Source organism: Candidatus Baltobacteraceae bacterium, assembly GCA_035502855.1.
Lineage (GTDB): Bacteria > Vulcanimicrobiota > Vulcanimicrobiia > Vulcanimicrobiales > Vulcanimicrobiaceae > Aquilonibacter.
Window position 1 is genome coordinate 1 of sequence record DATJTX010000009.1, and the last position, 14219, is coordinate 14219.

Annotated in this window: 18 protein-coding genes and 1 tRNA gene; 7 read left to right on the plus strand and 12 right to left on the minus strand. The window is 61.6% G+C overall.

Annotated features, from left to right (window positions below):
- The first annotated feature begins 300 nt into the window (after window positions 1–300).
- A complete protein-coding gene (locus tag VMF11_01870) occupies window positions 301–1380 on the plus strand; it encodes a methyltransferase domain-containing protein (protein HTU69041.1) in 1080 nt (359 codons plus the stop codon).
- 14 nt (window positions 1381–1394) lie between these two features.
- Here the strand turns inward: VMF11_01870 and VMF11_01875 are convergent, their stop codons facing one another.
- Entirely contained in the window at window positions 1395–2252 is an 858-nt protein-coding gene (locus VMF11_01875; GenBank protein ID HTU69042.1) for a DUF4915 domain-containing protein, read from the minus strand.
- A gap of 53 nt (window positions 2253–2305) precedes the next feature.
- Here VMF11_01875 and VMF11_01880 point away from each other — a divergent pair, with 53 nt between their 5' ends.
- Window positions 2306–2989 (plus strand): sulfotransferase family 2 domain-containing protein, encoded by a 684-nt coding sequence (locus tag VMF11_01880; protein HTU69043.1) that lies wholly within the window; start codon window positions 2306–2308, stop codon window positions 2987–2989.
- On the opposite strand, the gene VMF11_01885 is transcribed toward VMF11_01880, so the two are convergent.
- Genes VMF11_01885 through VMF11_01910 form a run of 6 tightly spaced genes read right to left on the minus strand, consistent with a single transcriptional unit; the run spans window position 2977 to window position 8105 of the window.
- Window positions 2977–3612: a sulfotransferase family 2 domain-containing protein gene (locus VMF11_01885; protein ID HTU69044.1), complete on the minus strand. Its 636-nt coding sequence runs from the start codon at window positions 3610–3612 to the stop codon at window positions 2977–2979. The two genes, VMF11_01880 and VMF11_01885, sit on opposite strands and share 13 nt — an antisense overlap.
- Window positions 3609–4211: a phytanoyl-CoA dioxygenase family protein gene (locus VMF11_01890; protein HTU69045.1), complete on the minus strand. Its 603-nt coding sequence runs from the start codon at window positions 4209–4211 to the stop codon at window positions 3609–3611. The genes VMF11_01885 and VMF11_01890 overlap by 4 nt, the downstream gene beginning before the upstream one ends.
- A 21-nt stretch (window positions 4212–4232) precedes the next feature.
- Window positions 4233–5813, minus strand: coding sequence for a glycosyltransferase family 2 protein (locus tag VMF11_01895; GenBank protein HTU69046.1), 1581 nt, complete (start codon window positions 5811–5813; stop codon window positions 4233–4235).
- Complete coding sequence (locus VMF11_01900) at window positions 5810–6619, minus strand: hypothetical protein (protein ID HTU69047.1); 810 nt, start codon at window positions 6617–6619, stop codon at window positions 5810–5812. Before VMF11_01900 ends, VMF11_01895 begins: the two co-directional genes overlap by 4 nt.
- Window positions 6616–6852, minus strand: a complete 237-nt coding sequence (locus tag VMF11_01905) for an acyl carrier protein (protein HTU69048.1) — start codon at window positions 6850–6852, stop codon at window positions 6616–6618. Before VMF11_01905 ends, VMF11_01900 begins: the two co-directional genes overlap by 4 nt.
- Window positions 6849–8105: a 2OG-Fe(II) oxygenase gene (locus tag VMF11_01910; protein HTU69049.1), complete on the minus strand. Its 1257-nt coding sequence runs from the start codon at window positions 8103–8105 to the stop codon at window positions 6849–6851. Before VMF11_01910 ends, VMF11_01905 begins: the two co-directional genes overlap by 4 nt.
- A 98-nt stretch (window positions 8106–8203) precedes the next feature.
- On the opposite strand from VMF11_01910, the gene VMF11_01915 reads away from it, so the two are divergent.
- The 4 genes from VMF11_01915 to VMF11_01930 all read left to right on the plus strand — a co-directional run bounded on the left by VMF11_01915 (window position 8204) and on the right by VMF11_01930 (window position 10503).
- The gene (locus VMF11_01915; GenBank protein ID HTU69050.1) at window positions 8204–8782 is read left to right on the plus strand and encodes an aspartyl/asparaginyl beta-hydroxylase domain-containing protein; all 579 of its coding nucleotides are present in this window, start codon (window positions 8204–8206) and stop codon (window positions 8780–8782) included.
- Window positions 8775–8975 (plus strand): hypothetical protein, encoded by a 201-nt coding sequence (locus tag VMF11_01920; protein HTU69051.1) that lies wholly within the window; start codon window positions 8775–8777, stop codon window positions 8973–8975. Before VMF11_01915 ends, VMF11_01920 begins: the two co-directional genes overlap by 8 nt.
- The gene (locus VMF11_01925) at window positions 8954–9922 is read left to right on the plus strand and encodes a hypothetical protein (protein HTU69052.1); all 969 of its coding nucleotides are present in this window, start codon (window positions 8954–8956) and stop codon (window positions 9920–9922) included. Before VMF11_01920 ends, VMF11_01925 begins: the two co-directional genes overlap by 22 nt.
- A gap of 65 nt (window positions 9923–9987) precedes the next feature.
- Entirely contained in the window at window positions 9988–10503 is a 516-nt protein-coding gene (locus VMF11_01930; GenBank protein ID HTU69053.1) for a tail fiber protein, read from the plus strand.
- 63 nt (window positions 10504–10566) lie between these two features.
- Here the strand turns inward: VMF11_01930 and VMF11_01935 are convergent, their stop codons facing one another.
- The 4 genes from VMF11_01935 to VMF11_01950 all read right to left on the minus strand — a co-directional run bounded on the left by VMF11_01935 (window position 10567) and on the right by VMF11_01950 (window position 12474).
- Window positions 10567–10878, minus strand: a complete 312-nt coding sequence (locus VMF11_01935; protein HTU69054.1) for a hypothetical protein — start codon at window positions 10876–10878, stop codon at window positions 10567–10569.
- Window positions 10879–10997: 119 nt separating this feature from the next.
- Window positions 10998–11213, minus strand: coding sequence for a hypothetical protein (locus VMF11_01940; GenBank protein HTU69055.1), 216 nt, complete (start codon window positions 11211–11213; stop codon window positions 10998–11000).
- 237 nt (window positions 11214–11450) lie between these two features.
- Window positions 11451–11548: transfer RNA gene (locus tag VMF11_01945), tRNA-Leu, on the minus strand.
- Window positions 11549–11742: 194 nt separating this feature from the next.
- Window positions 11743–12474, minus strand: a complete 732-nt coding sequence (locus VMF11_01950) for an IS1 family transposase (GenBank protein HTU69056.1) — start codon at window positions 12472–12474, stop codon at window positions 11743–11745.
- A gap of 446 nt (window positions 12475–12920) precedes the next feature.
- Here VMF11_01950 and VMF11_01955 point away from each other — a divergent pair, with 446 nt between their 5' ends.
- Window positions 12921–13520, plus strand: coding sequence for an NYN domain-containing protein (locus tag VMF11_01955; GenBank protein HTU69057.1), 600 nt, complete (start codon window positions 12921–12923; stop codon window positions 13518–13520).
- Between the two features lie 262 nt (window positions 13521–13782).
- Here VMF11_01955 and VMF11_01960 read toward each other — a convergent pair whose 3' ends face one another.
- Complete coding sequence (locus VMF11_01960; GenBank protein HTU69058.1) at window positions 13783–13992, minus strand: hypothetical protein; 210 nt, start codon at window positions 13990–13992, stop codon at window positions 13783–13785.
- Window positions 13993–14219: the final 227 nt, after the last annotated feature.

Consider the following 14219-nt stretch of genomic DNA (forward strand, 5'->3'; position numbering starts at 1 on the left):
CCCCCGCATCCGGGCCGCTCTCCAGCAGCCCTTCACACCGGGAGGGGCTCGCAGACATGCAGCCCAAGCCGCCGCCACGGTAAGAAGTAATGGGGCGCGATAATCAGCTCCCAGGTAAGAAGGCTTTATGGCGCGACTCGCAGCGCGGGGTGGAAGCAGAATATACGGAACCGGCGAATTAGAGATTCAAGGTGGGAAAAGCGAATGTTCGCCGACAGTTCGGCTAAACAGTACCCGGCGCACCACGAGATTTTGGGGGAGGCGCCCCCGCCGAACAATGCCCTGAGTATGATGCTCGAGATGGTCGGCGCCGGGAAGCGGGTCCTCGACGTCGGTTGCGCTAGCGGATATCTCGGCGAGGCCCTCGGCGGGCGGGGTTGCTCGGTCACCGGCATCGACGTCAACGCACATGCTCTCGAACGTGCGCGAGAGCGTTGCGACGAAGCGTTCGCCGCCGATCTGGACGTCACGCCGCTTTCGCGCATTCTCGGCGAGCGCCAATTCGACGTCATCGTATTCGGGGACGTCCTCGAGCATGTGCGCAACCCGCTCGAGATCCTCGAAAGCGCACGAGCCCATCTTGGCGCTCATGGTTACGTCGTCGCATCGTTCCCCAACATCGGTCACGGCGCCGTTCGCCTGGCTCTTCTTGCAGGCCGTTTCGAATATCGGGAGCTGGGGTTGCTCGACGAGACGCACCTCCGCTTCTTCACGCGCAAAACGATCGATGAGTTGCTGTTGCACGCCGGCTTCTCGATCGACGAAATGCGTCAAACAACGCTCCCGCTCTTCGAGGAATCTGACCTGGTCCCGAAGGTCCGCCGCGAGGAGTTTCCGGCCGAAACGATCCAGGCGATCCTCGGCGATCCCGATCATGAGATTTTGCAGTTCGTCGTTCGAGCATCGCCGATCTCGGACGCCGCTCGTGTGCGTGCGCTCGGGCGCCGTTTTGCCATCGCAAACGACGCATTAGCCGACGCAGTAGGTCGCGTAGCGCGGCTTGAGCGCACTCTCGAACGACTCGATCGCAAACGCAAGACCTTGGAGCAAGAGTTTGAGCAATGCGAGCGCGAGCGAAGACTGCATCTGGCGGCGTCTGATCGTGCCGATGCTCTCGTCTCCGAGCACGCGAAGAGGATTGCAGACTTGCAGCAGCGCTTCGACCTCCTTTCGGAGCGATTCAATGTGCTTCAGGTCGAAAGGGATCGGGAGCGTGACGCACGCGAAGCGCTCGAGCAGCAGGCGTGCGCCTTTGCCCTTGAAGTCGAGGAGCGTGCAAGAGCGGACGCGGACGCCCTCTCCAAGGAGATCGTCGGCATCCATTCCGGGATGGGCTGGCGCCTCAGAAACGTTGTTCGGCGGGTACTCGGGCGTCGCTGACATCGAGCGATACGCTACCCGATAGCGAGGATGTCGTAGATCTCGGCTCCTAGATGCTCCAGACTTTCGCGCGAGAACGCATAATCGCTCAGCGATCCGAAGTACACCGCACACGTTCCCGCACGCGCGCCGGGATCGGCGGGATTACTGTAGCCGGCGGCATGAACGCCGTCCCCGCGCCGAGCAACGCTGCACCCCGCGGCGTAGGAGTCGCCGCCGGTGAACACCAAACCGCGCGCATATCCGGCAACGAACTGCACGGCGCCGTACAACGAGCGGATGAATCCGCGCGGCGACTCACAGAAGTAGAGACTTCCTTCATGCGAAGCCGGCGAATGCGGCTGATAGATGCCGCGGGCGAGGTACACACCGCTCGAGAGATCGTAAATGTAGCCATCGACCGCGTCGGCCCACGATCGACCGAGGCGCGGACCGAATGCCGTGCTGAGGAGGCGGCCCTCGTGCATCAGCAACCCGCTGAGATGGTGCGTGTCCTTCGGCGCGGACCCGGCCCGCCACAGAATGTCACAGTCTCCGTCAGCGAGATTGACGCGAACGACCTCGTCACTGCCCGTCGACGCAACAATGACGTGCTCACCGTCGAGCACGAGCGCATGCACGTCGATTACCGTCGGCAACGGAATTGACTCGACGAAGCGCGGCGCGAACACGTCCCACACGGCAATATGTGACGCGTCGTCTTGCGTATAGGCGCAGTACACGTTCGTCCCGTCGGTCGCGAGCCCGCACGCGGAAGCTGGACTCGATCCCGGGGCGCGGATCGGCTGCCACTCGCCGGAGGGCGTGCGCACCGCGAGCATCGCATCGTCAGCGCCACGACCGTTGCAGAACGAAGCGACAAGAACGTTCACGAGGCTTCTCTACAAGCGCAGGACTCACGCTCCCTTGGCCTAAGCTCGGCGGCGTGCCGGCTTTTTTCGAACGCAACGCGGCATTCGTGCATCTGCCGAGGACCGGCGGGACGAGCGTCATGCGCGCGCTCGCGCCCTGCGGCTGCGCATCGTTCGCTGCCCCTGGACTGTGGGACGCTTTGGAGCAGTATACCGATCCCGGCACCGTTGTCCGCGCCGTACGGGAAAATTTCTACATCACGACGCTGAGCGACTTCCCACAGCAGCATCTGCCGGCAGCAGCGCTCCGGTTGCTCGTAGGGCCCGAGCGCTGGAACGATCTCTTTACCTTCGCGTTCGTCCGTAATCCGTGGGACCTCGTCGTATCCACCTACGAGTTTGCTCGCCGCGACGTCGAGATCGATCGGCTGCGCGGTGCTGATCCCGACCGCGTCGAACTGCTCGACCGAAGCCCCACGTTCGAGCGCTTCGTCGAGTTCTATCCCGCACTGCGCTCGGATATGAGTGCGATGCTTTGTGATCGCACGGGTGCATTGCTCGTCACGTTCGTCGGACGGTACGAGGCACTCGAGGAAGGGTTCGCAACCATCTGTGAGCACGTGGGCATCAGCGCCGCGCTCGAGGTGACGAACGCGTCGCAACGTCGCCACTACCGCAGCTACTACGACGACCGCACCCGAGCGCTGGTCGAGCACCATTTCGCGCGCGATATCGACCGTTTCGGCTACGCGTTCTGAACCTGCGGAAATGTATATCCGAAACGGTGCACATCCTGCGCGTACCATTCGGCAACGAGTTCCCGCGCTTCGTCGTCGTAATATGCCTGGAGTGACTCACGCTCGCCGGCGTTACGATGCGGCAGCGGACCCAAAACTCCGAGCCGATCGAATACCTGCGCGATAGAAGCGTCGAGTTGCTCGAATCGCAGCACGTCGTCGACCAGGATCCGGTCGTTTGTGTCATAGAGGAAGCGGTATTGTGGCTCCCACTGAACGTGCGCGCGCGCCCGGATCGCGCGCAGATACGCTTTGAACGTTGCATCCCCGTCGATGCCGAGGAACGCTTGCAAGTCGGGTCGGCGGCGCAAGAAGACGAACTGCGAGACCGCGCGGTCCCACGGGTTACGGACGACGGCGAAGCGGTAGTACCGCTCAAAGGTCTCCTCTCCGATCACCTTGCGAACGAGCGCCGCGGTGAGGTGCTGCAGTCCACCGGTCTGATATGGGTTGCAGTACGCGTCGACGAAACCGCCCCACAACTCGTTGGTCGTGCGCGGTCCCGGCCACAGTACGTCTTCGATGCTGGTCCCGCCGCATTTTGGAATGTGAATGAAGACGCAGCGTAGCGAATGCGAGATCACGGAGTCACCTCGATCGCCTCGTACGACGGAAAGAGCCGGGCGCGATCGATGCGCACTCCGGGAAGCGTAAAGCGAATCGCCAGTGCCATGCGGCCGTGCGCCGTCACGTTCGTACCGGAGCGGTGCACCGTGTCCTGATCGAAGAGAAAATACTCCCCCGGGGCAAGCTCCATCGCGATGTCCCGCGACTCCGGAGCCGGCAGCGTGCGGATCTCCACGCAACCGTTCTCACGCGTGGCCGGCTCGAGCGCCAACCATGCGGAGACGTTGATCATGGGATCGAGCATCGTCGTCCAGTGGTCACGATCGCGGTGCCAGTCGAAGATGCCCGCGCCTGCGGCTTTGGGAAAGAAGTTCGAACGCCAGAGCACGATCGAGGGTCCGAGGATGCCCCTGACGCGCTCGATGATCGCCGGCGTCAGGCACATCGTTCGTACCAGCTCTGAGTCTAGGTGTCGCGACTGCGCCGGCGAGCGAGGATCCGGGCCGGTCGTGCCCAAAAGACGGTATGCCTCGTCACAGAACGTGCGCGCCTGTGAGTGAGAGAACGCGGTGAACGGCCCGGCGAATCCGTTGAGCGCAAAATCGATTGCGGTCACGTCGTGAGGTTCCACATGCGATTAGCGAAAGACATTTCGAACCGATTCGGCGACACGCTCGACGTCGAGCGCCTCGTGGGCCGTCGGGACGAGATGAACGTTGGCGATCCCAAGGCCGCATAAGGCGTCGCGTTCCGGAAGCGTTGCGGTAATCACAACATCGGCGCGCCGTGCCGCAGCAAGGCCGGACGCCACCTCATCGCATTCGCGCGCGAAGTGCGAATCGGTCGCATCATAAATGAATTTCATGGCCTGGTTACGCCCGAGAATCGGGTAATACGCTTCGAAAAGCTCCGCTCGGGTGATCCACGCGTAGTCGAGGATCGGCAAGATTTCGTCGATGGCCGCTTCCTTTAGGGGGCCACCCTCGACATGACGGAGCACCTCGATGCCGAGCGCTTCCAGCTTGGACGCGTATGGGACGATCGCGGTGAAATTGTCAACTAAGAAGATCACGTGGAAGCCCTGATCGCGCATGATTTTGAGAAGCGTGAAGAGGCGCTCGGCTCCCACCTCTCGACCCTGCACAGGCACGTACGAATCGACGACGAGCACGACCTGTCCGCGGCGAATCCGGCGCGCCGCTTCGGCCGATCTCCCGGATTGGTGATGGCTGACGAGCGACTCACGCCAGCGTTCGGCGAATTTCGCCTGATTGGCCGCCTGGTACCGTTTCACGTCGCGGATCACGGCGGCGCCGCCGGCCACGTCCTCGTCATGAACGACCTGCGAGCGCGGTTGATACACGACGCGAAACCCAGCCGCGCGGGCGCCAAAGCAGAGATCGGCATCTTCGTAGTATGCCGGCGCGTATCGTGTATCGAAGCCGCCCAGCGACCGAAACACGTCGGCACGAACCAGTAGTGAAGCACCCGAGCAATAGTCGACGTCACGCACGTAGTTGTAGCGGGGATCGTTCGGATCGTCGCCGCGACCGTAGCTCGCGCCCGATCCGTCGCGATAGATGATGCTGCCGGCTTCTTGCAGCCTGCCGTTGGGATGGATCAGCTTGGATCCGACGATCGCGATCGAGCCGTCGCTTTCGGCCGTCGTAACGAGCTCGTCGAGCCATCCGTCGTGTACCGATGTGTCGTCCTTGAGAAAGCATAGGTACTTTCCCCTTGCGATCGATGCGCCGCGGTTGCATGCGCCGATGGGACCCTCTTCGTGCTCGTTGCGAGCGACGATGAGGCCGGGTAACGCGTCCGCGAGCAGCGTGATTTCGCCTCTGGATCCGTCGTCGACGACGATGATCTCCAATTCGAGTGTCTCGAACCATGAGCTCGCGATCGAAGCGAGGCAGCGCACGGTAAACTCGACGCGATTGGATGCCGGTATAATGATCGACGCAATCGGTTCGAACGAAAGTGGGCGCTCGGCCGTTCGGCGCAGCCATAGCTCGCGCAATCGCTCGAGCGCGGGGGGGTGGAAACGCTCCAGCGCAATCGCACCGTTGGCGGGCCGCGCGAGCGCCGTGTGCAAGCGATAGAAGCGGCTGGCCTTCAGCCGTTCGAGATCGGCCCGCAGTTCCTCGACTCGCTCGCGTGCCGATCGCGCGCGCCGTACCGCGGCTTCGAATCGCTGATGATTCGTTTCATTCATGACGTGCGCAATAGGCCTTCGACGATCAATGGAACGATCTTCGTGGAATGGTGGTCGCCGCTGCCGTAGAGCGACTGTTCCCGTACCCCGTTCGACCACGTCAGCGCCCATACGTCGATATATCCGATCCCTTCGGTGCGGGAAAATTCACGCAGAGCGCGGTCGGCGATCACGTACGTACGGAATCGGAGGTCAAGCGGTTTCCCACCCGGGCGCACCTCGCGTTGGGGCGGTCCGATGCCGAGAAGGTGTAATGCGGAAAAACCGCAGTCACGCAGGCGACACAATCCGGTAAAGAGCGGAGCAAGCCGTGCCTGATAATCGCGATAGACGTCCTCGTAGTCCAATTGCGTCGCCGGTTCGTACGGCTCCGCGTCCGGCGGAGTGCCTTCGAAAGGTGGATCGAGCTCGAACCAGGCTTGGCGGCGGTACAGCGACTCTTGGAGGTCCCACGCGTCAGCGCCACCGCAGGAAACGACGAGCGTTCGGTTTACGCGCGCCGGTGCAAGCACGATCTTGCTCTGTTCACCTTCGAACGCCTCGACATCATAGCTGAAGGCGGGATCACCGTCTTCGGCATGCACGAGAAAGCCGAGCTCCCAAAGCCAGCGGGACACCATACCGCCGAAGCGACCCTGCGCGAATAAGCGCGAAGACCGAAAATACGGCGCCGTTCTCGATCGCGTAACGACGAGCCGGTCGCCGATCGCCTCACCTGCCAGCGCGTGGCCGTCGAAGATTGCCGCGCGGCTGTCGCCGATGAACGAAATGAGCCGCTCGACCGGCGCCAGGCTCAGCGTGCTCACACGATGACTCCACGTTCGGCGAGAACCGCGCGAATCTCGCGCACCGAGGTCAGTCGCTCGGCGTCGGCCGCCGAAAGCTCGATGCCGTACTGGCGGTCGAGATTGGCGGCGATCGCCACCTCCGCGAACGAGTCCCATGTTCCGATCGTTTGCCACGTCGAATCGTCATCGATTTCGCTCTCGGGAGCATTCACGGCGCGAGCGATCAGGGTCCGAAGGGCCGGGTCCATCATCCTTGTCGGTGCTCGAAGATCGCGCACTCGAGAAAGAAACCGAGATCGCGCTCATCGGGTCCCAGCCCCAGTCGCTTCGGATTTGCGGTTTCGCTCGACGTGATGCGCACGTGCACGCTCGCCCCGGCCTCGATCGTTCCCGATCCCGTAACTTCGGCGTATCCGGGTGACACCAAGGGGGCGGCCCATTCCCGGCCGTCGACTTCGATTCGAATCCGTGTCCCTTGCACGCCGTCGGGGATGCGCAAGCGCAGCGTCAGAGCGCGCACCTCGCGTTCGGCATATACCCTGAAGCGCAGTTCGCCGCCCGCCCAACCGTCCGAATATTTCCCGCCGGCATCGCTCGCCCGCACATAACCCATAACCGGCACGCCCTGAGCCGATTCGAGCTGGGCGCACCTGATACGCAGTCGCGCTGCGAGCGCCGTGTCGCTCTCCCGTTTCGCGAGTTCGGATTGATAGAGCTGGATCAAATTGTCGCGGGCCTGCATCGACTCGCGCAGCTCGCGCTCGTCGTCCGCGGTCAGACGATAGCCCGCAGCGTAGCGATCGGCGAGCGCGCGGGGGACGAAGAAGGTCGTGTGCTCGGTCGCGATTTCCGCCTCAGGGCGCTCGAGCGTGTAGAGGTAGATCGAGAGCGATTTGCGCGTGCGGTGTCGCTCCTGCGGTGGAAGATCGATGCGGTCGAACCCGTGCCACGAACGTTCGCTGGTCTCGAAGATGATGCACCGATTGAACGCTGGGTCGTATTCAGCGGCCGGCCCCGCATCTTCGCGCGGGTCGGCGTAGAGGGAGATCGCGCCGCCCCACTCGCGACGCCAGCTTTCGTTGAGGTACACGATTAGGTTGACGCGTCGATGCAGTTTGGTTACGGGATGATAATTGAAGTCGACGTGCGGCTTTAAGTCGCGGCCGTAAAAATTTTCGTGTGTCCCACCGCCGTAATTGGTTGGATCATACAGCAAGCCGTCGATCCCGGTCACCAGCCCGGTCCAATCTAGAAACGCGGAAGAACGGAAGAACGCGTCTGCCGCCGCGTAGGCTTCCCCAAGCGCCGGGAGGTCGGGGCGAAAAACTTTTCGTCCGATGCCCGGTTGCTCGTTTTCGACGCGCGGGGGCGGGAACTGCTCGAGCAACCGCCGCGCAAACGAGGGTATGAAGAACCCGTCGATCACGACATGCCGGAACGGAGCCGCCCTCTCGAAGCGCTCGTGCAACGCTCGCGCAGTCGCCAGCACGGCGGGGTCGATCATCGTGTCCGTTTGCATCACGTTCGTGCGGCAAGCGCCTTCTCTGACGCACGCGCTTTCCCTTGCGGGAACCGACCGCCGGCGCGGCGCAGAACGAAGCGATGATCATTGGGAGGACGGGACGGGCACGTCTACCCATCACGTTCGACGCGCGCGCATTGCTACGCGACGCGCTTGCGCTGCCGCCTGACGCGTGGGAGCCGCACTTCAACCGCGCCCTGTACCGCAACGACTGGAGCGGTGTCGCCTTGCGCAGTAATGGCGGTGTGGGCCTGTATCCGAATCCGCATTCGTCGCAAGCATTCACCGATACGCCGTGGCTTGCTCGCTGTCCGGCCGTGCGCGAAGCGCTCGCGCGGTTCGCGTGCCCGACGAGCGCGGTGCGGTTCTTGCGCGTCGGCGCGGATTCGGAAATCTTCGAGCATCGTGATTACGACCTGACCGCCGAGGGCGGCGAAGCGCGCGTGCACGTTTGCGTACAGACCAGCAACGACGTAACCTTTCTGCTCGATAGCACGCCGGTCGTGATGCTCCCGGGCTCGTGCTGGTATCTCGACGTGAGCCGCCCGCATCGCGTGATCAATGCCGGCGCGACGGCGCGCGTGCACCTCGTCGTCGACTGCATGATCGACGGCTGGTTGCGCGAGCTGATCGCCGCGGGTGATCCAGGCGATGGATGATTTCGAGCGCTTGCGAGCGATCGTCGACGGCGACGAATCACTGCAAGCCGAGTTGTTCGCGCAGACCGATCCGACGGCGTTCATCGCAGCGCTGACGCGCATCGCCGATCGCCACGACCTGCTCGTGCCCGAAGCGCGCATTTGGCAGGCGCTCGAAGAAGGGCGCACCGTATGGTACGCGACATGGGCGTAAGTTCGTTTGCGACGTGGTTTCCAATTCGTGTCTACGGGCGTGGGCGTGAAGTGCGCGTGCAATGGTTTCGGCGCGATGCAGGGTTGTGTTTCGACGATCGCTTTTTTCACGACACGGTCTCGCGCGCCGCAAAACGCCCGTTCAACCTGGCCTTTTACCGCGACACCGGTGTCGACGTGCTTCACGAGGCCGCCGCAGAGATGCCCGGCCTGCGGCCGAACGGCTTGCTTTTTCACCTCTCGCGCTGTGGATCGACACTGGTTTCAAACGCGTTTGCCGCACGATTCGATGTGCTCGTGCTGGCCGAACCCGGTCCGCTCAACGACGTGCTGGTGATGCCCGGATTGGACGATGAGGAGCGCCTCGCGCTGCTGCGCAGCGTCGTTTCGGTCCTCGCGCGTCCGCAGCGCGCCGATCAGCGCGCCTGCGTGATCAAACTGGACGCCTGGCACGTGCGTTCGTTTGCGCCGTTGGAAGCCGCATTTCCGCGCGTGCCATGGTTTGTTTTACACCGCGATCCACGAGAGATATTGGTTTCGCACCTGTGCACGCCAAGCTTGATGATGTCCACGGTCAATGCTCCCGCGACGCTTGGGCTCTCGCTGGTGGAGGCGGCGCAAGTCCCGCGTGACGTCCATTGCGTGCGCGTGCTGAGCGAACTTATGCGCGCCGTGCACGAACGCGCGCCCGAACCGGATCGACTGGTGGATTACGCGGAATTGCCGCAGGCGATCTGGGAGCGGATCGGTCCGGGATTCGATCTGCCGTTTACGCCGAACGCCGTCGCTCGCTTGCATGCCGGTGCGAGCGCACATGCAAAAGATCCGCGCCGGCCGTTCACCCCGGACAGCGATGAGAAGCGCGCCGCAGCGGCGGCACTCCCTTCCGAGATCGTCTCACCGCTACTCACCGCCTACGCCTGGTTCAAACGGCCCATTACGCAGTAATCACCATCCCCAGCGCGGAAGCCGGTCGTCCTCACTGCACATGATGGGAGACGGGAGGCCATAACGTGGAAGTCTATATCGGAATGATCTTTCTTTTCGCCGGTGATTTTGCACCGAGAGGTTTTCAGCTCTGCAATGGGCAGCTGTTGTCGATTCAAAGTTATTCGGCACTCTTTTCGATTCTCGGAACCCACTTCGGCGGCGACGGAGTCAGAACGTTCGGATTGCCTAATTTGCAAGGGCAATTTCCAATCGGAACCGGGACCAGCGCAACGGGAACGTACATCATCGGCGAGACCGGCGGCGCCGCCGACGTGACGCTTCTGATCAACAACATGCCGCAGCATACGCACACGCTCAACGGCGACCAAGCCGCGGGCGGCAAAGTCTTCCCTGGACCGAATCACGTCTTGGGCGGCAACAGCGCTGCGCCGATTTATTCGGCGAACGCGCCGAACACGACGCTCAGCCCGAAATCCATCGGCCCAGCCGGGTCCAACCTACCCTTCTCGATTCTGCCGCCGTATCAGGCGTTTAGCTACATCATCGCAATCACGGGACTCTATCCGTCACGGAACTAGCTCCGGCGTTACAACGATGAATGGGAACGCCGCTGCCGGCGTTCCCCTGGTTTTCAGCCGGCTTTACGGCGGGCCCCAGCGGCCGCCGATCCAGATATAGATGCCGCCTCGGCGCGAGTAGTAGCCCGGATGCCAGATCCAGCCGTAGTGCGGCGGGCGTCTCCAGCCGCCAGCGACCCAGATGTAGCGATGGCCGCTCCAGCGTTGGTAGCCGCCGACCCAGACGTACCCGCGGCCGGGCGGGCGCCCGTGTCGCTCGTAGCGGGGAGGCGGCGGGGCATACCGCGGACCGCCGTACGGCTGTGCCGGGGCGGCCACGGTGCTGAGTCCGATGCACGCTGCCAGGCCGAGTAAGACGAGCAAACGACGAAACATGGGTTCTCTCCTCCGGAGCAAACGGTGCTCACGAATCGGTTACCCTGAGAAGCGCGGGTTGACTCGCCCCCTCACGCAATTTCAATCTGGGGCAAAATCGGTAGGATTTCGGTAGTGGGTCAGTTTGAATCGGCAGGCTCCTGCGGAGCTTGATCGGCCAAGCGCAACCGTCGCTTGCGGCGACGTTCCTCATGCTCTCGCGCGTATTCCGCAAGTGCATCTGCCGAGTGGTTTAGGCCGTAGAAAAAGAGCTTCTTCGCCAGTGGTCCCTTGGCGTCGTCACCTGCCAAGTCGAAGAAGTCGCAAACGTCGTCCCCGGTGATGGTGAACTGCACGGGATATTCCTCGGGCGGGTCCTTCTTAGCCATGGGCTGGCATTGTGACACAGAACCGGGCAGACTGCCAATAGTACGTATTGTCTGGCATTGAGAAATATTATCTGCCAATAGGAGTCAATAGCCGGGCGTAGAAATCGACTGCGAACAAGTGCTCGCGAGGACGCGATCAGCGCATCGTCCAAGCGATCAGGTCCGTCAAACCGAACGCCCCGGGTCGGAACCCAGGGCGTGTTATGGCGGAGAAGACAGGATTCGAACCTGCGGGGGCGCTTCTGAGGGCCATCCCCGCCCGAACCTAAGTCGGGTGCCTTAAGCCACTCGGCCACCTCTCCCGGAGAGAGAAGCCCCGCCAGCCTTGGCGGAAGACGGGGCTAGGAGCACCAGGAGCCTGCGGGGGCAACCGACCGCGGGCCTTCCGCTTTTCCCGGGGTGCCATTTTTGCGCTCGCTTGGGGATTCCTTGCGAACAACCCCAAGATGTTGTGGAAAGATAAGAACCAGACACTATAGGTTTGAGAGGAACCCTCTTAGGCTGCTAGTCCCGCGATGAAGTCCGGTAAGTTCGCCAGGTCATCAAGCCTCCAAAGGCGATCGGTCACGCCGTGCGCGATCGCGGGTGTCGTTTTCAGGGTGTGATGAATACGGCAGAAATTGTAGTACATGAAATGCAACGCGAGCGCTCGTTGTAGATTCTGCGCTTTCTTCGAGAACGCATTAGTTAGCCGTGTGAAACGACGCATCGACATACGCATCGTAAGATTATTGCGCTCGACAAACGCCGTTGAAATATGCTCGGGATCGGGAGCGCCAAATACGCGCGTGCGGACAACTTCCTTGACGATGAGCGGACTGTATTTCCGCTCGGGGTTGTCGTCGTCGAAGCCAAATACTTTCACTTCCGTGCCATGGTCGCCGCGTATACGAAAATAACGCTGAATTGGCTCTTTGTAGCGATTGAAGCCGTCCGTCGAAATTTGAACATGCGACGTGATTCGACGCGAGAGATCGCGCACGAAGTAATGAGCGTCGGCTAACGTGCGCTTTCCAAGATGCCACGAAACGATGAGCTTCGTATCAGCATCAATCACGGTCCAAGTCCAGAGGTCGCCATAACGATCATCACCGCGATACTCACGCGGCAAGTTCCGCTCTTTCGCATGGCAGAACGACCAAATCTCGTCGAGCTGGACGCGCACGCATGAGAGGTTCTGCATCGTTTCATCGTGATAGCGGTCGCACGCGTCGCCAACCTCGGCCAACAGTTTAAGGTCGTGCCCTTGGCGGCGCCCGTCAGCCGCGAGGTGCCCCGGATCGAATTGCCTTCGACCAGGGCAGCCAGGACACGGACGCGATCCTCAAGCGGGAGCCTATTCATGACCGCTCAAGCATAACACAATATGCGTAAGCGGTCAAGCATGGGCGCTCAGTTTGTTTTGAACGTTATATATTGCACCCGTGCCCCTCTGTGGTACATTATGTGCCCAGCCCCTTTACAGATACTGAGACTTTAGGGCCTTGACTCACCATGCCAGGCGCTCTATCATGTGCTCATGATGTTCCCGTCACGCGCTTTAGCGTGACGTATCCCGTTCCCGGTTGCACAGCGCCCATACCCGCGGCAACCGAATGATGTTCCCGGGGAGCCGAGAGGCTCCCCGTATTGATTTTTATTAGTCAACTTTAGAACACGCCGCGGGAGGGCAACTTGTCTACATCAGTCCGTCTTTTTATCGACTTTTGGAACTTCCAAATCCAATGGCGTGATCGCACAAACGACGCGCACCTGGATTGGGCAAAATTACCCGCGGCGCTGTCCAGCGCAGCGCAAGCGGCGGCGCCACAATTGGGTGCGCTTCGCATCGACGACACCCGTATCTACGCTTCGGTGAATCCCCACAAAGACGCAAAGCTGCGCGGATGGCTTGACACGTTCCTGGACAGGCAACCCGGGTTTCGAGTGTTCGTCCACGAACGACGCTCTCGCAGAAAACCCGTGCATTGCGGGGCCTGCAACACCGATTTACCGGACTGCCCAAATTGCCATACGCCCTACGAGCGCGCTGTTGAGAAGGGCGTCGATTCCGCAATTCTCACGGATATGTTTTCCCTCGCATGGGAAGACGCGTACGAAGTGGCTATACTCGTCAGCGGCGACGCTGATCTAATTCCGGCGGTCGAAAAAATCCAGGACCGTGGCCTGAAAGTCGTCAATGCGACTTGGCAGAGTTACGGAAACAATCTTGCCAAGGCATGTTGGGCATCATTTTTCGTTGATCCACTCGTCCAGCAACTGACGCGCCCCTAGGGCTTTTTCCCCCAGCGCGCCTCGGCTGCTTTCTTCGCGACCTCTTTGCGTTGCTCGGGCGTCATGGACGCGGCCCGCGCCTTCCCACCCTTAAGGCCACCTAGGCGCCCTAGCGCTTGCGCGGCGGGGTTCTTCTCGGGCTCGGGTGTGGCTTCACCAGCGATCCGGTCAAGGATCGACTTCGCGGCGAGGTTGGGGTCAAAGGGCGGCTTACTTGAGCGCTTAGGCATACCCCAAGCGTAGCACGAACCGCGCGACGCTTCTAGCGATTCTGAAAATAGCTCCATGCGGCGTACGCAAGCACGATGATCCCGAGCGACCAGGGAATAGTGTGCCACAGAAACTCCTGCAGATAGCCAGCACCGAAGCCGTCCGCCCACAGGCTGAGCGAAGTCGCGTCATGAGCGCACACAAAAATGATCAGCGCGACTGCCATCGCGGGGATCACGCGTTTCGCGGTTTCTTTGGTCATCCCGCATTTAATAATCGGGGACCAACCCTAGTCGCCTGCTTGGTGCCGCTTGGTCAGATTTCAAACTGACCCACTACCAGGATTTCCACACGTGTGAGTAACGCTGTGTACAACTCGTTTTGCGGTGCTTGCTTTGGGGGCCGCATTTGGGCGCTAGACCGGGCTATTTTCAAGCTGTCAAGGGGTCGTTTTATGACGTGCTCGATACGGCGAAAAGCCCCAAAAAT